Source organism: Streptomyces sp. NPDC098781 (genome assembly GCF_044759995.1).
Lineage (GTDB): Bacteria > Actinomycetota > Actinomycetes > Streptomycetales > Streptomycetaceae > Streptomyces.
Genome location: NZ_JBIWAK010000010.1, coordinates 46,098 through 62,649, shown reverse-complemented (window position 1 = coordinate 62,649; position 16,552 = coordinate 46,098). Strand labels below are relative to the sequence as shown.

15 protein-coding genes are annotated in these 16,552 nt (G+C 69.1%); 7 read left to right on the top strand and 8 right to left on the bottom strand.

From position 1 onward, the window contains the following. Positions 1-110 precede the first annotated feature (110 nt). Positions 111-671, bottom strand: a complete 561-nt coding sequence (locus tag ACIQWG_RS33830; protein ID WP_404102623.1) for a CGNR zinc finger domain-containing protein — start codon at positions 669-671, stop codon at positions 111-113. A gap of 110 nt (positions 672-781) precedes the next feature. On the opposite strand from ACIQWG_RS33830, the gene ACIQWG_RS33825 reads away from it, so the two are divergent. From ACIQWG_RS33825 to ACIQWG_RS33815, 3 genes are all read left to right on the top strand, one after another. Beyond that, positions 782-1,657 (top strand): alpha/beta fold hydrolase, encoded by an 876-nt coding sequence (locus ACIQWG_RS33825; protein ID WP_404102622.1) that lies wholly within the window; start codon positions 782-784, stop codon positions 1,655-1,657. Positions 1,658-1,754: 97 nt separating this feature from the next. Next, positions 1,755-2,639: a hypothetical protein gene (locus tag ACIQWG_RS33820; protein ID WP_404102620.1), complete on the top strand. Its 885-nt coding sequence runs from the start codon at positions 1,755-1,757 to the stop codon at positions 2,637-2,639. Positions 2,640-2,869: 230 nt separating this feature from the next. Next, positions 2,870-4,210 carry a ferric reductase-like transmembrane domain-containing protein gene (locus tag ACIQWG_RS33815; protein WP_404102618.1) on the top strand — a complete coding sequence of 447 codons (1,341 nt, stop codon included), beginning with the start codon at positions 2,870-2,872 and terminating at the stop codon, positions 4,208-4,210. A gap of 64 nt (positions 4,211-4,274) precedes the next feature. Here ACIQWG_RS33815 and ACIQWG_RS33810 read toward each other — a convergent pair whose 3' ends face one another. The 3 genes from ACIQWG_RS33810 to ACIQWG_RS33800 form a co-directional block, all read right to left on the bottom strand. Further along, complete coding sequence (locus ACIQWG_RS33810) at positions 4,275-4,610, bottom strand: deoxyxylulose-5-phosphate synthase (RefSeq protein WP_404102616.1); 336 nt, start codon at positions 4,608-4,610, stop codon at positions 4,275-4,277. A gap of 170 nt (positions 4,611-4,780) precedes the next feature. Next, on the bottom strand, positions 4,781-5,923 hold the full coding sequence (locus tag ACIQWG_RS33805) for a DUF6777 domain-containing protein (protein WP_404102615.1): 1,143 nt from the start codon (positions 5,921-5,923) through the stop codon (positions 4,781-4,783). A 148-nt stretch (positions 5,924-6,071) separates the two neighbouring features. Further along, on the bottom strand, positions 6,072-6,473 hold the full coding sequence (locus ACIQWG_RS33800; protein ID WP_404102613.1) for a hypothetical protein: 402 nt from the start codon (positions 6,471-6,473) through the stop codon (positions 6,072-6,074). Positions 6,474-6,650: 177 nt separating this feature from the next. Between ACIQWG_RS33800 and ACIQWG_RS33795 the strand changes: the two genes are divergently transcribed. Together ACIQWG_RS33795 and ACIQWG_RS33790 are read left to right on the top strand one after the other, a co-directional pair. Further along, positions 6,651-7,325, top strand: a complete 675-nt coding sequence (locus ACIQWG_RS33795; RefSeq protein ID WP_404102611.1) for a response regulator — start codon at positions 6,651-6,653, stop codon at positions 7,323-7,325. Then, positions 7,322-9,196 carry a sensor histidine kinase gene (locus ACIQWG_RS33790; RefSeq protein ID WP_404102609.1) on the top strand — a complete coding sequence of 625 codons (1,875 nt, stop codon included), beginning with the start codon at positions 7,322-7,324 and terminating at the stop codon, positions 9,194-9,196. Before ACIQWG_RS33795 ends, ACIQWG_RS33790 begins: the two co-directional genes overlap by 4 nt. Positions 9,197-9,303: 107 nt before the next feature. Here ACIQWG_RS33790 and ACIQWG_RS33785 read toward each other — a convergent pair whose 3' ends face one another. From ACIQWG_RS33785 to ACIQWG_RS33775, 3 genes are all read right to left on the bottom strand, one after another. Further along, on the bottom strand, positions 9,304-9,834 hold the full coding sequence (locus ACIQWG_RS33785) for a hypothetical protein (protein ID WP_404102607.1): 531 nt from the start codon (positions 9,832-9,834) through the stop codon (positions 9,304-9,306). An 81-nt stretch (positions 9,835-9,915) separates the two neighbouring features. Then, positions 9,916-10,596 (bottom strand): peptidase inhibitor family I36 protein, encoded by a 681-nt coding sequence (locus ACIQWG_RS33780; protein WP_404102605.1) that lies wholly within the window; start codon positions 10,594-10,596, stop codon positions 9,916-9,918. After that, positions 10,593-10,784 carry a hypothetical protein gene (locus ACIQWG_RS33775; protein ID WP_404102603.1) on the bottom strand — a complete coding sequence of 64 codons (192 nt, stop codon included), beginning with the start codon at positions 10,782-10,784 and terminating at the stop codon, positions 10,593-10,595. Before ACIQWG_RS33775 ends, ACIQWG_RS33780 begins: the two co-directional genes overlap by 4 nt. Positions 10,785-11,427: 643 nt before the next feature. On the opposite strand from ACIQWG_RS33775, the gene ACIQWG_RS33770 reads away from it, so the two are divergent. Continuing rightward, positions 11,428-15,366: a hypothetical protein gene (locus ACIQWG_RS33770; protein ID WP_404102601.1), complete on the top strand. Its 3,939-nt coding sequence runs from the start codon at positions 11,428-11,430 to the stop codon at positions 15,364-15,366. Positions 15,367-15,443: 77 nt separating this feature from the next. After that, the gene (locus ACIQWG_RS33765) at positions 15,444-15,926 is read left to right on the top strand and encodes a hypothetical protein (RefSeq protein WP_404102599.1); all 483 of its coding nucleotides are present in this window, start codon (positions 15,444-15,446) and stop codon (positions 15,924-15,926) included. A 132-nt stretch (positions 15,927-16,058) separates the two neighbouring features. On the opposite strand, the gene ACIQWG_RS33760 is transcribed toward ACIQWG_RS33765, so the two are convergent. Further along, on the bottom strand, positions 16,059-16,526 hold the full coding sequence (locus ACIQWG_RS33760; RefSeq protein ID WP_404102597.1) for an RICIN domain-containing protein: 468 nt from the start codon (positions 16,524-16,526) through the stop codon (positions 16,059-16,061). Positions 16,527-16,552: the final 26 nt, after the last annotated feature.

Sequence of the window (16,552 nt, the reverse complement as noted above, 5' to 3'; positions counted from 1 at the left end):
GGGGTTAGACGAACGGAAACCGCGGGCCGATGGGACCCGTCCCGCCCGGTCACCCACGCTCCTGACGGGGCGCCTCCACCACGGTGTCTCCGGCGGCCGTCTCTCCCGAACTACCCGGCCTTGCGGCGCTGGTAGTGCCGGGCCACCCGCATCCGGTTGCCGCAGCGGGCGGCCGAGCACCAGCGGCGGCGCGGGTTGGTGGGCACGAAGAGCATCACGCAGTCGTCGGCCTCGCACTTACGGATCTGCTCGACCGCCGGATCCGCCAGCAGCCCGGCGGCGGACTCCGCGAGCCAGGCGGCGAGCCGAAGACCGGGTGAGCCCGAGGGCCGCCGCCGTGCGACGACCACCGCCGTCCCGTCCCACCCCAGCTCGCTGATCGCGGGCGCGGCACGCTGCGCCTCGTTGAGCGCCTCGATGTCCTCGGCCGGGGGCCGCTCACCCCGGCGTACGTGCGCGAGGGCACGGGCGGTGTGCTCCCGTACGGCCAGCACCGCGTCCAGATCCGCGGCGATGACCTCGCGGGGCACCTCCTCCGGGATCCGCTCGGCCTGGAGCACCCACCAGTCCCGCAGGCCGTCCGGCGTGGTGAGCAGGTCACCGGTGGTCGGGTGCGTGTTGACCAGGTCCAGGGCCAGGGGCTCGCCGGTCAGGGGCGCGGGGTCAGTCATGCGGCTAATGGTACCGGCATGGCTTGACACGTTAGTCACGCCGGAGCATCCTCGTTATGCAGGTAGCTAATGCATCACTGACCGAAAAAGGCATTAGAAAGAGGTAGGTCATGATCACCCCGCCCGCCCCCACGGTCCACCGCCACCTCGACGTCGACGGCGTCCGCGTCTTCTACCGGGAGTCCGTCCCCGACCGAGCCGACGCCCCCGTACTGCTGCTCCTGCACGGCTTCCCGTCCGGCTCCCACCAGTTCCGCGGCCTGATCGACGCGCTCGGCTCGCAGTACCGGCTGATCGCCCCCGACCACGCCGGCTTCGGCCACACCGAGGCCCCGGAGGGCTTCACGTACACGTTCGACCGGCTCGCCGACATCACCGAGGGCTTCGTCCGGGGCCTCGGTCTCGACCGGTTCGTGATGTACGTCTTCGACTTCGGCGCCCCCATCGGCCTGCGCGTCGCCGAGCGCCACCCGGAGTGGATCGCGGGCCTGGTCGTCCAGAACGGCAACGCCTACGAGGAGGGCCTCTCCGAGATGGCCCTCGGCCTCATCGGCCTCACCCCCGAGACCCCCGGCGCCGAGGACACCATCGCCGGCGTGCTCACCCTCGCCGGCACCCGCAGCCAGTACGAGACCGGCGTGGCCGACCCCGGCCTGATCGCCCCGGACGGCTGGACCCTCGACCAGCACTTCCTGGACCAGCCGGGCCGCAAGGACGCCCAGCGCTCACTGATCCTCGACTACCGTTCCAACTTCGAGCGCTACGCCGACTGGCAGGCGTGGCTGCGCCGCCACACCCCGCCCACCCTGATCACCTGGGGCCGCAACGACCCGTTCTTCACCGAGCCCGGCGCCCGCGCCTACCTGCGCGACCTGCCGGACGCCGAACTCCACCTCCTGGACACCGGCCACTTCGCCCTCGACACCCATCTGCCGGAGATCGCCCCGCTGATCGCCGACTTCCTCGACCGCGCCTGGAAGCAGTAGCAGGGCCTGCGCACCGCGCACCAGGGATGGGAAAATCGATACGCACCTCTGAGGCGCGGGGCCCCACGCCCCGCGCCGGCGCGGAGAGGGACCACCGATGGACCTGGACCTGGACACGGTCGCCGACGAGCTGTACAGGCTGCGGCCGGAGGAGTTCACCGCCACCCGCGCCGCCCGCATGGCCGCGGCCCGCACGGCGGGCGACCGCGCCCTGGCCGACCGGATCGGCCGACTGCGGCGCCCGAGCCTGTCGGCCTGGGCCAGCAACCTCCTCGTGCACGAACGCGGAAGCGAAGTCGAACCGCTGCTCCGCCTCGGCGAGGGCCTGCGGCAGGCCCACCGCGACCTGGACGGAGCCCAGCTGCGAGAGCTCAGCCGGCAGCAGCGGGTCCTGATCGACACGCTGTCCCGCCAGGCCGGCCGGCTGGCCGCAGAGGCGGGCCGGCCCATCACGGAAGCCGCCCGCCACGAGGTCGAGGGCACCCTGCGCGCCGTCCTCGCGGATCCGGCGGCGGCCGAGGAATGGGCGACCGGCCGGCTGGTCAAGCCCCTGACCGCCGACGCGGGCTTCCCGGCCGTACCCGAACCGGCCCCCACGACCACACGCCGCCCCACCCCCTCGCCCCGCCCGGCCCGCCCCGACACCAAGGCCGCCGCCGCCGAACGCCGCCGAAAGCTCACCCAGGCCCGCAAGGAGGCCGACGCGGCCAAACGGGAACTCCGGGCCCGGGAGAAGGAGGCGGCGACCGCCAGCCGCGAGGCCTTCGCCGCCAAGAAGAACTGGGACGAGGCTCAACAGCGCGTCAGCGACCTGACCACCGAACTCCAGCACGCCAAGGAGCAGCAACAACAGGCCCGTTCAGCGGAACAGACAGCCCGGGAACACGCCCGCGCGGCCGACCGCAGGCTCCGGGAGGCGCGGCGCAGGGCGGATGCGGCGGCGGAGGGGGTGGACCGGGCGGGTACGGAGGATTCCTCTTAGCGCTTCTCCTTAGCGCTTCTCCAGCGAGCCGATCCGCGGTGATGGATGCCGATCGCCATTGAAGTGGCCGGCAATTGAGATGGTCGCGGCATGAACGGCTAGGCCCCGCCGGCCGTATCCTTACCCGACCGAGGTGCGCATTAGGTCGGATTAACCGTTCTTAACCGTTCTTCATGGGGTTTGTGCACACGGTCGCGACCAAGGCGGCCAGGGGGGCAAGGGGGCCAACCATGACGGCGACGAGCAACACGGCACGCAGAGGGACCGTGCTCCCGCTGCACGCGGCGCGCTGGGCGATGTGGACGTTCGTCATCGTCAACGTCCTGATAGTCGAGGCGTTGTTCCTCGACGCCGGCTCGGGCAAGAACGACGTGCTCACGGTCGCCAAGTTCTTCGGCCTGCACGCGGCCCTGCTGATCCTGTTCCAACTCCTGCTGGTGGCACGGCTGCCCTGGCTGGACCGCCGTATCGGAATGGACCGGCTCACGGCGTGGCACCGCTGGGTCGGCTTCGGTCTGCTGTGGACCGTCCTCACCCACGCGACGCTGGTGGTGCTGGGCTACGCGACGCTCGACGACACCTCCATGGCGAAGACGTTCGTCGCACTCAGCGGAGTGCCGGCCTCCTTGCTGGGCATGCTGGCCGCCGCCGTCATCGTCGCGATCGGCGTGGTCTCCACCCGCCCCCTGCGGCGACGGCTCCGGTACGAGGTGTGGCACGGCCTGCACCTGCTCCTGTACGTCGCCCTGGGGTTGGCGTTCGTCCACCAGTTGCAGGAGACGACGACCTTCACGTCGTCCGCGTTCGCCGAGGCCTACTGGTGGGCGCTCTGGCTGCTGGCCTTCGGCGCACTGCTGACCGGACGGGTCGTCACGCCGCTGTGGCGCAACGCGTACCACCGCTTCCGCGTCGCGGCCGTGGTGCCGGAGTCGCACAACGTGGTCTCGGTGTACGTGACCGGCCGGCACCTCGACAAACTCCCCGCGCGGGCGGGCCAGTTCTGCATCTGGCGGTTCCCCGGACACCACCACTGGTGGCTGGCCAACCCCTTCTCCCTGTCGGCGGCGCCCGACGGCCGGGGACTGCGCCTCACCGCGAAGGCGGTCGGCACGACCAGCGCCGGCCTGCGAAACGTCCAGGTCGGTTCCCGCGCCTTCGTCGAGGGCCCGTACGGAGCGTTCACCTCCCTGCACCGGACCCGCCCCGGCGCCCTGCTGATCGCCGGCGGCGTCGGCATCACACCGGTGCGCGCCATGCTGGAGGAACAGACGGCCGGCGACGTCGTCGTGCTGTACCGGGTACGCAGCGAGGCCGACGCCGTGCTCCTGAACGAGGTGCGGCACCTGGTAGCCCTTCGGGGCGGCCGCCTCCACCTGCTCACCGGCAGAACCGGCGAGGCCGGCCCCCCACCGTTCGGCCCGGAGAGCCTGCACCACCTGGTCCCCGACATCACCGACCGCGACGTGTACGTCTGCGGCCCGCCGGCCATGACGACGGCCGTACTGGGCGGCCTGCGGGCCCTTCGGGTCCCCGCACACCAGGTGCATGCCGAGAGGTTCGGGTTGGGGTGAGGGGGACGGTGGTTGCCGCGCCGCCTGGCTCTCCTCGCGGCGGAGCGCCCCCGCTCACGGGCCGCTAGGGCAGGTTGCCGCGGACCAACGCCCGAGCGAACGGTTCTCCGGTTGCCCGGGCGTAGGCCATCCGCTCGCGCACCTCGCGGAGGCTGCGCGGGCGGTAGCCGGGGCCACCGCAACAGCTCTTGTGAAAGCGCACACCGGCGTGCAGCAGCACGGAGAGGGTGCGCCAGGCAGCGGTGTCCCGCCTCTTGGGAGGCGCGAAGGCGGAGCCGACGTGGATCAGCGGTGCGGCGCAACGTGGACAGACCCGGTCGCCGTCGTGGTGCCCGGGATAGGGCTGCTTGTACGAGGCCCGGCAGGGCAGGCAGACGTACGAGGTCTTTCCATGGGCCATGGGGCAAGCGTAGAGCCGCCGCAGGGTCAGGCTCGACAGAATAAGTGCCCCTCGCCCCTTCGTCCCAGCCTCCCGAACCTGCGCCACCGCTTCGCGATCCCCGTGAGACCAGAACCACCCCCTGCCTCCGCGATCACGCAGAAGCAGGGGGCGGTTCGGTGGCCGGTGTTTCAGGAGGTGCCGCCGAACAGGCCGTCCGATGGCGGGGGTTCCGGTGCGGAGGGCGTGACCTCTGGTGTGGCGACCTCCACCGGTGTGGGGGTGGCGAACTCGTCGGACGTGGGGGTCACTTGCGGGTCGGTCGGGACCGGAGCGGTGGCCACCATGAGCGTCACCGTGCTCGAGGCCGGGACCTCCTCGCCCGCGGCGAGGCTCTGGCCGAGGACGGTGCCGGGTTCGGCCGTCTCGGAGGGCTCCTGAACCGTTTCGACGGCCAGGCCCTGATCCTCCAGGATCCTTGAAGCCTCCTCGACGGAGGACTGCGTCACGTCGGGCACCTCAACGTATCCGTCGTTGCCTTCGCCGTTGTCCTCGGCACCGGCTTCGCCCGGATCCTCGGGCAGAGAGGTGTCCTGCCCGCCGTCCGAGCCCACCGGCCGTTCCAGCCCACTGTCCGGCTCCTGGACATCGACCAGCCGGTACGCCTCGACCTCGTTCCCGTCATCCGGGGGCTCGACCTTGACGACCTTGTCGTGGTCGTACGACGTCCACTTCTTGTTCGTTCCCTTGAACTCGACGTCGGCCTTGTCGACATCGTGCTCGAACGCCCCCAGCGGATTGCCGCAACTGCACTGCACCACGGGCTTGCCGTACACATCGACCAGGACCGCGATGCCGGCCTCCAGCAGCGCGTCGAAGGCGACCGCCTTGCCCTTCTTGTAGTCGTGGTTCTTCACCAGAGTGTCGTTGCGCAGCAGAACGGGCGTCAGTTTCTCGATGAAGCCGCCGATCTCGTCGACGTCGATGCCCTGCGCCTCGGCCCACTGCCGGGCCTTGTTCCGGTTGGCGGGATTCTTGAGGAACCCGGCGAGCTTCGCCTTGTCGCAGCTCTTGCCGTTCCGCGTCCCGCCGTAGAGGCCGGGCTGGTTGCCCTTCTGCACCCCGCCGCCGAGAGCGAGTCCGTCGCCGATCGCGTGGTCGGCGGCGATTCCGAGGGCCTCCACGAAGAAGGGCGCGGCGGCCGGGGCCCCGCGGGCGACCGCCTTGACGGCGACCTTGGCGACCATCCCGCAGCCGGTGACGGTCGGTACGACGATGCTCAGGACGACGGTGAGCAGGACCGCGATCCTGGTGATCCCCCGTTTGTCATTCATGGTTCTCCTTCATTGAGAGAGCGGTTCTCGAGCATTGAAAGAGCGGTTCTCGGGGTGGTTTCCGCCCCGGCGTACGCCGACCGCGGCCGGACGCGTCCGGCACTCCCCTCGCGGTGCCGGACGCGTCGGCGGCGCCCCTCGGCTCACGTCACGTGGTGGCCGATTCCGGGGTCGGGCGGGACAGGACCAGGGCGATCACGACGACGGTGACCACGATGAGGACCGAGACGACGGGCACGACCCAGGCCGGGACGCCGGTGACGAACAGCGCCGGGAGCGCGGTGATCGCCGACAGGATCCGGGATCCGGCGACGACGCGCGAGCCGGTGCGGTTGGCGGTGCGCCAGGTGTAGACGACGGCGACGACCGTGATCAGTCCGAGGACGACGTCGGCGACGAGGACGCCGGTCGGCGGTCCGGGTGTGTCGCTGTCCGACGCCGGGATGCCGGCCGCGTTGGTCATGTCGATCAGCCCGAGTGCTGCGGCGAGCCCGAGGCCCACCTTGTTCTTGCGGCTGAGCGTGGGAGCCACCGCTTGTGTCGCGCTCATGTCGGTTCCCCCGTAAGGGTGTTGAGGCCGCCGGTGCGGCGACCCGGTGCACCGAGCATGGCGCCCGGAGCCCTCGGCGCGCATCGTCAGATCCTCCCTGCCGTCCGGGAGGAATTCCCGTATCGGAGGGAAGGACGAACTCTCCCTGCGGGGAGGCCCGTCGGCCATCATCGGGACATGACTTCCCCCGCCGGTCCGATCCGGGTGCTCATCGCCGACGACCATCCCGTCGTACGGCGCGGTTTGAGCGCGTTGCTGGCCTCGCTGGACGGCGTGGAGGTGGTGGCGGAGGCGGCGACAGGCGAAGAGGCGCTCCGGGAGGCCCAGTTGAGCCGGCCCGACGTCGTCGTGATGGACATCCAAATGCCCGCGATGGACGGCGTGGAGGCGACCCGACGACTGGCTGCGCTGCTGCCGGACGTGGCGGTGCTCGTGGTCACGATGTTCGAGGACGACGAGACGGTGGTCTCCGCGATGCGCGCCGGTGCCCGCGGCTACCTTCTCAAGGGCGCCCAGCAGGAGGAGATCCTGACCACCCTGCGCTCGGTCGCGGCCGGGCAGTACGTGATCGCACCCGGTGTCGCGGCACGCCTCCTCAGCCGTCTCTCCCCGGCGGCCGCGCCGGCCGCCCCCTTCCCCGAACTGACCGCCCGCGAACGGGAGGTGCTCGACCGCGTGGCCCGGGGATACACGAACGCCCGGGTCGCGGCCGACCTGGCGCTCGCCGAGAAGACCGTGGCGAACCGTCTGTCGGCGATCTTCCTGAAGCTGGGTGTGAGCGGGCGGACCGAGGCGGTCATCCTGGCCCGGGAACACGGCTTGGGCGATGGCGCGCCGGAGGCCGCGCCGTGACGGTACGACGCCTGCGCACGTGGGCCCTGCTCGTGCTTCTCGCCACCGAGGCCCTCGCCTCCCTCGCGTTCGCCCCGCCCTCCCGCTCCGAGCAGTGGGCGATCTGGGCGGTGATCGTCGGCACGTTCCTGGCGCTGTGCTGCGGGGCGGTCACCGCCCGCCGCCCGGGTTCGGCGGCGGAACCGTTCCTCTGCGCTTCCGCCGCCGCCCTGCTGTCCGCGCCGCTCGCGCTCGCCGCGGGGGCCCGTGCCCTGGCCGTGGTGCTGGCGGTTCTCGCGTCGACGGTGGCCCTACCGCTGGCGGCCCTGCGTGTGGTGCCGAAGCGGCCGCCGTCCCGGCTGCCGGCGTACGTGGACGTGACCGTCGTCGGCGTCGGTGCCGGCTGCGCGGCCGCGGCGGTGGTCGGTACGGCGGCCACTCAGGTGGCGGCGGTGATCGTCGCCGGGACCGTGATGCTCGCGGGCACGTGGGTGCTCTTCGAGGTCACCGCCGGGGACGACCGGCGCCGCGTGCTGTGGCTGGTGCTGGGCGCCGCCGCCACGACGCTGGGCGGCATGGTGCTGTTCGCCGCCGAGAACTCCTTGCCCATGGGGCCGTTGGACACAGTCGTTGCGATGAGCGCCCTGTCGTTGCCGCTGCCCCTCGCGGTCACTGTCGCGCTGTTCGCGCCGCGCCGGGCCGACGTACGGGTGGTGATCCGTGGTACCTCCGTCCTGATCGTCATGCTCGCGTTGAGCGCGGCGGTCTACGAGGGGGTCGCGGCGGTGTGGGAGATGGTGGTGGGATCCCGGCCCGGCAAGGGGGTGCCGGCGCTGCTGGCGGCCGTGATCGCCGCCGGGTACCAGCCGGTACGGCACCGGGTCGAGGCGAGCATGGACGAGATGCTGTTCGGCAGGTCGGCCGACGCGGTCGAGACGCTGACCCGGCTCGGCACGGACCTCACCGCCGGCGCCCCGCCGCCCCTGTGGCTGCACACCCTGCGCTCCACCCTCGGCGTACCGGGCATCGCGCTTCGCCAGGACGGGACCGCGGTGGCCACAGCGGGCGTCATGGACGACGGCCACACCACACCCGTCGCCCTGCGCGCAGGCGCCGAGCACGTGGGCGACCTGGTGGTGTGCCTTCCGCCCGGGCACCTGCGGCTGCCCCGGGCCGCGACGGCGGTCCTCGAACTGGTGGCGGCACCGCTCGCCCAGGCCCTGCACGCCGCCCGGCTCAGCGAGCAACTGCGCGTCTCCCGCGGGCGGGTGGTGAGCGCGTTGGAGGACGAGCGCCGCCGGATGCGCCGGGATCTGCACGACGGGCTCGGCCCGGCCCTGACCGGCATCGCCTACACCACCGACGCGGCCGCCAACCTCATCGCCACCGACCCGGAACGCGCCGTGGAGACGCTGCGCGGGCTGCGCGCCGACATCGGCGACGCGATCACCGAGATCCGCCGGATCGTCTACGGCCTGCGGCCCCGGGCACTCGACGAACTCGGCCTCGTCGACGCCGTACGCCAACGGATCGCCCCGCTGTGCGCCGCGGACGGCCGACCCCTGACCTTCACGATCGACGCTCCGCAACGGCTTCCGCAGCTTCCCGCGGCCGTAGAGGTGGCCGCGTACCGGGTGGCGGTGGAGGCCGTGGCCAACATCGCCCGGCACTCCGACGGCACCACCGCCGCACTCACCCTGGAGCTCACGGACCCCGCACTCCTGCGCGTGACCGTCGCCGACAGCGGCCACTGCACCGAGCCGTGGACACCCGGCGTGGGCATCCGGTCCATGTACGAACGAGTCGAGGAGATCGGCGGCACCCTCACCATCCGCACCACCCCGCAGGGCGCCACCATCACCGCCGACCTGCCCCTCGTCATCCCCGCCTGACGGCGCCCCTCGACAACTTCTCGGCGGGCGGTTGCGTGGCCGAACGAAATTGTGCCCCACATCAACTACCAGATGCGGGGCACAACGAATCTTCGGGCTGGAACCGCCTATTCGGCTAGTTCGTCAATCCTCCAGCCCACCATCCCAGAAGATTCGGGAAGGCCGTCAACGTCTATCTTGACGCGATCCGGGGGATTATGAACGCGCTGATGAACAGGTACTCCATCGCATGCCATGGTCTGCTTCAGCGGTCGCTTCAGAGCCACTGTGAGGCGGACCTTCCCAGATCCCGAACAAGCAACGGACAGGGTGAAAGCCTTTCCGTTCGCCGCAGTCGAGTAGGCGTGGATTCCGTCGCTCACACGCTCCAATCCAGCCTCGACGAACAGGTCGCCCAAATCGGACATCTCTCCCGTTCTGAGGGCCCTTTCAACCAACTCCTCGTTAGCCTGCTCCTCGTCCTCCGAGTTGGGAGATGAAGCGGTGGGCTTGGGAGCTTTCGAAGGCGTGCTCTCGTCTTCCGAGCCAGTCGTGCATCCAGCGACGAGGGCAGCCGACAGCAGGGCTCCTAGGAGAAGCACGCCTGGGCGTGCGCCCCGTCGGATCTGGATCATGTCCGGGTCTTCCACCAGAGCCATCCTGTCTCCTTGGTGGGAAGCTTTGCGGTGCCAGACCGATCTTCCTCTTCCCGCAACGGTCCGGGGCTGCGAGCAGGCTTCCTAAGCCCGCTTGACTTGGAAGACGTCCACCTTGTTGTCCCAGTTACCGCCGCCGGGGTAGTCCATGTTCTTGAAGTTCGACCAGCCGTGTGGGGGGATGAGATCACGCTGCCGATCGTTCAGGGGCCAGGAGCGGGAGTCCCAGATCGTCGCGGTTCCGTAGTTGAGTGGCCAGCGGCCGACCCAGTAGTAGACCGAGCTGAGCTTGTCGCGGAATCCGTAGTCGCCGAGGTTCTTCTTGCCGCTGCTGGAGAACTGAAGGCGCCTGCCCTTGTAATTGGCGTCCTGATACAGGCACCAGTAGTCAGCGGCGCAGTTGTCGCGTGGGTCGGAAGCCCGGAACTTGGCGGCGGCGAGTGAGTTCTGACGGACCTGAGCAGGGAGGTCCGGGTCTGCCAGGGATTCCTCGTTCGTGTCGTAGCAGTGGACTTCTCCGCTGGGAAGTTCGGTGCAGATGTTGGCGCCTTCCCAGGACTCGGCGAGGTTGATTTCCTTCCCGTCGTAGTCGGCGATCACCGGGTTGACCGGGTCGGCTGTCGGGTCCGCGGTTGGTTCCTGGGTGGTGGTGGCCGATGGCTCCGCGGTGGGTTCCCCCGCGAGTGCCTGCGCGTTCGTGCCCAGCAGGATGGTTCCCGCGGTGGCTGTGGCTATGAGGGCGGAGGCCAGGGGTCTGCGTATCAAGAGAGTGTCTCCGTGGTGGTGTCGTAGTGGTGCGATCCGGTCCCGTCGGGGCCGTACACGTTCAGCACGTAGCCCCGAGCGAGGCTGACGCCCTGACTGGTGAGGAAGGACGTCAATGTTTTGAACAAGTCGTCGAAGCCGGCCCCGTAGCCTGACTGTCTGTTGGTCCACAGCGTCAGCCCGAGCACGCCGTCGCGGTTCTTTGCATGCTTGAGCCCGCAAACGTCGGGGTCTCCGCCGAACTCGCGGTAGGCGGGGCAGCGGCCCCGGGATCAGATCTTGCCCGCCGCCTTGGCCGGCCGGGCATGGCGTGTGACAGAGCTAAGACCGCGCAGGTACGTGGGCACGCATAGACGGCATCGCTTCATGACGACGTATCTCCCCCGTGGCGACACAGTTCCCCCGGTCGCCTGTTGACTGGTGTGCACGGCGACGAAGCGGGTCAGGCCTCGTCGCGACGAAGCGGGTCAAGCCCCGTCGGCACGCGGCAACCACCTTAGCCACAGGTGAGAGTCGGGTGGCAACAAGGATTTCGCTCTCTGCTGTAGCCGGCGTCCTCGCCGCGGCCACGCTCCCGGTGCGCAGATCGTGTGTGCAGCCTGCAACTTACCTGTGTGCAATGCGACTTAAGTTACTGGTAAGTTCCCTTGCGACCAGCGGGGGGCCACGGCTGGTCGCGGTTCCCCGTGTACGACCACCTTCGCATCCATCCCGTCGTCCTTCGTTGTGATGGATGGGGCGGATGTGCCAAATAGAAAACGGGGAACCTCTGTTGTGAGACAGAGCAAACGAACATGCCCGTCTCTGGCTGCCATAGCAGTGTGCGCAGCATTGACGGGAGGACTCCTCCAGACTGTTCCGGCCGCCGCCGCGCCGCAGCCCGATCCCGGCCGCGGCAAGCCGTCGCCGTCGGACCTTCCCGCCGCGGTGGAGGATCCCGGCAAGGAGCTGGGCAAGGGATGGAACACGTCGAAGGACCGCGCTGTGACCGGCGCGGCCGACAGCGACGGGTTCAGGATCCTCGTCGCCGACAGCGACAAGGCGTACGAGTGGAAGACCGCCGCGACTCTGGCGGAGCCAGGGATGCCCGCCGACTCATGGATCGGCAATCAATGCGTCATGGACGACTCCCATGTCGCCGCCGTGTACGCACCACGCACCTTCACGAACAAGCCCGACCTGATGCAGGGTGGGGCGTTCACGGCGATCGTGAACACCAGGACCGGCGAGGTGACGAAGTTGCCGTTCACCGCCACGCTCGCCTACTTCGACCCGACCTGTAACACCACCACGCACACGGCCGCCTTCACCCAGTACCGCGACATGAACGACATGGCGCAGGTGAAGACGCGGGTGATCACGGTGGACACGGACGGCCGGACGGTCGCGATCACAGGTGAGCTGCGTGGGCAGGTCTCGTCGGCGGCCCCGGTGAAGGACGGCGTAGTCGCCGGTCTCGGCAGCGAGCTCGTCCACATCGGCGGCAAGGGGAAGATCCGCCGACTCGCCGAGGGCGACAGCATCCCCTTCGACATCCGCCCCACGGCGGACGGCCGAATCGGCTTCATGGACCGCAAGGGCACGAAGACGGCGCAGGCGAAGGTGTACGACGGCCAGGGCAAGCCGAGCACCGTTGCCACCGGACCCCTCGGCGAACTCGCTCTCGAGTCCGGCGCGCAGGGCCGCGTCTTCCTCACCGGCCGGCCGAAGAACGTGAAGGTGCGGGGGAGCGGCGTCACCCAGATCGACGCGCCGGCCGACACCGACGTCTCCTCTCACGGCCGTCTCGCCGTCGACCCGGTCCTCACCCCCGGCGTCCGCGCCGGACTGACCCGCATCAAGGGCGCCGGAAAGGGCTTCGACAAGGCCGACGAGCCGCAGGCGGGCGCGCGTTCCCGCTCCGGGACGGCCCCTGGTACTGCGGACGACGACTCCACCATCACCGTCAAGTCGACCGCCACGACGACGGGCAAGGAGGTCGAGCAGAGCCTCGGTTCGGCACAGCTGAGCTCCGGCCATGCTCTGTCCCCCGCTCTGACCGGCGAGACGAAGCCACGCGCACGGGTCCGCACGGCGGACGCGCCCGACTCTCATGATCCCCGCGACACCGACCGCTGGTGTTCCATCTCCCGCAACGACATGAGTGCTCAGGCGCTGCAACCGACGCCGAACCAGGTCGAGTGGGCGGTGGACATGGCCGTACGCGGCGAGCTGCGCTCCAATTGGATCCGCCAGGGCGGCTACCGCAGCCAGGCGGGGCTCGGCTCGATCGACCCACAGGGGCTCTTCCCCCTCCCGAAGCTGAAGGGAGGCGGCCGGATCCCCGCCAACGTCCTGCTCGGCATCCTGGCGCAGGAATCCAACCTGTGGCAGGCCGAATCCGGCGCGATTCCCGGCCAGATGGGCAACCCGCTGGCCGCCGTGGACGGCTACTACGGCCACAAGGTGAACGACACCCTCCTCGGCTACTGGCGCATCAACTGGGAGAAGTCCGACTGCGGTTACGGCGTCGGACAGGTCACCGACGGCATGCGACTGAAGGGGCATGAGAAGGACAACGAGACCAGCCTCGACCCGAAGCTCCAGAAGATCATCGCGATCGACTACGCAGCCAACATCGCGGCCTCCATGAAGATCCTCGCCGACAAGTGGAACGAGGTGCACACCGACGGGCAGAAGGTCACGGTCAACAACGACGACCCGTCCCGCGTGGAGAACTGGTTCACCGCAGCCTGGAACTACAACCTCGGGTTCAACACCAAGTCGGCCGCCGGGCAGAACGGCGGCAAGTGGGGCCTGGGCTGGTACAACAACCCCGCGAACCCCATGTACAAGAAGGGTGCCTGGGACCACCCGTTCATGGATGTCAGCCTCGACAAGGACAACATCCGTGACGCGGCGCACCCGCAGGACTGGCCCTACGAGGAGAAGGTGATGGGCTGGGCGGCGTGGTCCATCGACACCGGCTTCTCCTACTCCACCGACGGCCGCCAGGACTGGCCGGGCGAGGACGGGTTCTCCTCGGCGGGCTTCCAACCCGCCTGGTGGACGAGCGTCGTCAACCGGTCCAGCGTCAGCCCGCCGCTGGACACCTTCTGCAACCAGAAGAACAACTGCAACCCGGCCAACCCGGTCGACTGCCCGGACGAGGCCTGCTACCGCCAATTCTGGTGGAACCAGGAGAACGCGACATGGAAGCAGGCCTGTGACCAGACGTGCGGGCACGAGAACATCAAGTACCAGACCCTGAGGGCCGAGCCCGGACGCGGCTACCGGCTCAAGCGCGGCGAGCCCGTGTGCGACACCGCGCCGAAGGGCGCCGAGGTCGTCACCTCCATTCCCAACGGAACCGAGACCTGGTCGAGCTGCGGGAAGGCGTCGTCGGCGGGCACGTTCCAGTTCACCTTCCATCCCGACTGGGACAAGCATTACGAGGCGAAGGCCGATCTGTATTCGATCGGAGGCGGCCACGGCGGTCACTTCTGGTACTCCCACACCCGTAACGAGGACAACCTCGGCGGCGAGGGCAACCGGATGACGATGAAGGGCCAGTGGACGCTCGGGCGTCAACTGGGCTGGGCACGAGTGCTGGTGCACCTGCCCGACACCGGCGCCCACACCCGGCAGGCCGCCTATGTGGTGCACGGCTCGGACAGCAAGAGCGCCAAGCGGGTCGTGCAGCAGCGTGCGGGCGGCTGGGTCAGCCTGGGGGTGTTCCGCTTCACCGGTACCCCTCGGGTCGAGCTGTCGAACAACACGGCGGACGGAACGGCCGACGAGGACATCGCCTGGGGCTCCGTCGCCTTCCAGCCCCTTGCGGCCAAGCCGGCCAACTTCGTCGTGGCCATGGGTGACTCGTACGCGTCGGGCGAAGGAGCCACCGCGCCCGGCGGCGCCAACCTGTACCCGGAGACGGACCACTACGACAAGCTCAACAGCAGCCAGACCAACAAGTGCCACCGTTCCAAGCTGGCTTGGTCCCGGCAAGCGACCCTGCCCGGCGCCGGCAAGTCGATCGGATCCATGGCCGACAGCCTTGATCCGAACATGGACTACCACTTCGTGGCCTGCTCCGGTGCCCGCACCTACAACATCCTGAACAAATCGCAGGACTCCAACGAGGTACCCCAGATCCAGTCGGGCTACCTGGACGACAACACCACCCTGGTGACGCTGTCCATCGGGGGCAACGACGCCCGCTTCTCCGACATCATGACGAAGTGCATCGACATCCCGATTCCGGCTCTGACCACGTGCCCGTACGCCGAGCTGGACAACATCGATCCCGCTACCGGCGACAAGACGAGCGGTAAGACGGGGGACCTGAAGGACTGGGCGCCGAAGTGGCTGCACGACGGGGTCCGGCCGCAGATCGTGAAGACCCTCAACGCCATCCATGCCAAGGCACCCCAGGCGAAGGTCGTCCTCATGGGCTACCCGCGCTTGGTGGAGAAGGACCACAGCTGTCTCCCCGGTGCTTACGAGGACGTCGAGAACACCTGGGTCCGCACTCTCGCCGACAACCTCGCGACCGAGATGAAGGGGGCCACCGAGGACGCCGGATCATGGGCGGCCTTCTCCGATCCGCGGGACGAGTTCGACGGCAAGGCCATCTGCGGTAGTCCCGAGGGCATCCACGGCATCGTGGAGACCGGGCGGGAGCAGGCGGACAACGAGAGTCCGGTGCCTTCCATGCAGTCGTTCCACCCGAAGCCCGCGGGAGCTCGCCTCTACGCGGACGCCCTGGAGCACACGCTTCAGGGGAAGTGACGACGAACAGACAACTGGCCGGGGGCCTGAGTATTCCTACTCAGGCCCCCGGCCACCGTTCGAGGAAGTCTGTAGGTATGAACACGCCCCCCGCAGAACCCGGATCCATTGCGCCCAGATCCATTACGCCCAGATCCATTGCGCTACCCGTATCCGGAGCAGCCGCCACCGGCGCGGTGCTGGCCCATGGTGCCTCCCTCTTCCTCTCCTGGGTCGGGCACCACAGCGACCAGGCATGCGAGACGACAGACGGCATCTGCTTCACCTGGTGGGATCTGACCGCCATCCCAGTGACGTTCGCGACGGCACTGATGACGTTGATCGTCGTCTACAAGCAGTTGGGCATCAGGCCGCGGCTCGCGGTCATCCCGCCGACGATCCTGCTGGCGCCGATCCCTCTCGCCGCCGCGCAGACGACGTTCGGCCTGTGGGCTGCCACCATCACGGGCGGAGCGTGGGCGGCCTCCCTGGCTGTGACCGCATGGAACCGCTACAGAATCCTGGGACTCTCCGCCGCAGCCGCACTCCTGCTCGCATCCCTGGTCGCCTTGTACCGCTGACCGGCTCTGCGGCCGTCGGCCGGCAGGCAACACATCGAGGGGGGCCAATGGACTCATCGAGCAACCTCTTGGCTCGTCCGGGTTCCCTGCCTTCGGTGGTGCCCGGCGGACACCGAGGGCGCCAGGTGGCGTTCAGGCGCTGAACCACAACCGGGAGAGACCGCCGTCGCACGTGTTCAGGGTTACGCGATGGATCGTCCCTGATCCCGCGACAAGACAGGTTTTGGTTGCATTGTTGATGATCTGGAAGCCCGCACGGGCACCGATGTTGTGCACGGTCCACAGCGCTGCCGGATCGTCGGCCAAGCACTGCCTCATCGTCGGCTTACCGTTGCGGGCGACCAAACACAGCCTGTCACCGACGTTCTGCCGAAGTTCGGTCAGCGTTTCCAGTGAAGTGGTCATCAGCCAGGTCTGATAGGCGCCGCCGTTGCAGCCTGTCGTGTAGGGCCCGTAGTCGGACCGGTAATCGAGGCACTCGTCCCCGTCATAGGCCGCGCTGTACACGTGCTGGTAATCCATCCCCGCCTGCGCGGGCGTGACACCCAGGCCCCAACACAGCGCAGCGGCCGCACCTATGGCGGCGATCTTCTTCAGCACGTGTCCCCCCTTTGTGGCACGGCGTC

Bases quoted from the DNA above. Each gene is read 5' to 3' on its own strand.
- ACIQWG_RS33795 (WP_404102611.1), top strand. From the start codon at position 6,651: ATGACTTCCCCCGCCGGTCCGATCCGGGTGCTCATCGCCGACGACCAT.
- ACIQWG_RS33785 (WP_404102607.1), bottom strand. From the start codon at position 9,834: ATGGCTCTGGTGGAAGACCCGGACATGATCCAGATCCGACGGGGCGCA.
- ACIQWG_RS33765 (WP_404102599.1), top strand. From the start codon at position 15,444: ATGAACACGCCCCCCGCAGAACCCGGATCCATTGCGCCCAGATCCATT.
- ACIQWG_RS33820 (WP_404102620.1), top strand. From the start codon at position 1,755: ATGGACCTGGACCTGGACACGGTCGCCGACGAGCTGTACAGGCTGCGG.
- ACIQWG_RS33825 (WP_404102622.1), top strand. From the start codon at position 782: ATGATCACCCCGCCCGCCCCCACGGTCCACCGCCACCTCGACGTCGAC.
- ACIQWG_RS33805 (WP_404102615.1), bottom strand. From the start codon at position 5,923: ATGAATGACAAACGGGGGATCACCAGGATCGCGGTCCTGCTCACCGTC.
- ACIQWG_RS33830 (WP_404102623.1), bottom strand. From the start codon at position 671: ATGACTGACCCCGCGCCCCTGACCGGCGAGCCCCTGGCCCTGGACCTG.
- ACIQWG_RS33800 (WP_404102613.1), bottom strand. From the start codon at position 6,473: ATGAGCGCGACACAAGCGGTGGCTCCCACGCTCAGCCGCAAGAACAAG.
- ACIQWG_RS33810 (WP_404102616.1), bottom strand. From the start codon at position 4,610: ATGGCCCATGGAAAGACCTCGTACGTCTGCCTGCCCTGCCGGGCCTCG.
- ACIQWG_RS33815 (WP_404102618.1), top strand. From the start codon at position 2,870: ATGACGGCGACGAGCAACACGGCACGCAGAGGGACCGTGCTCCCGCTG.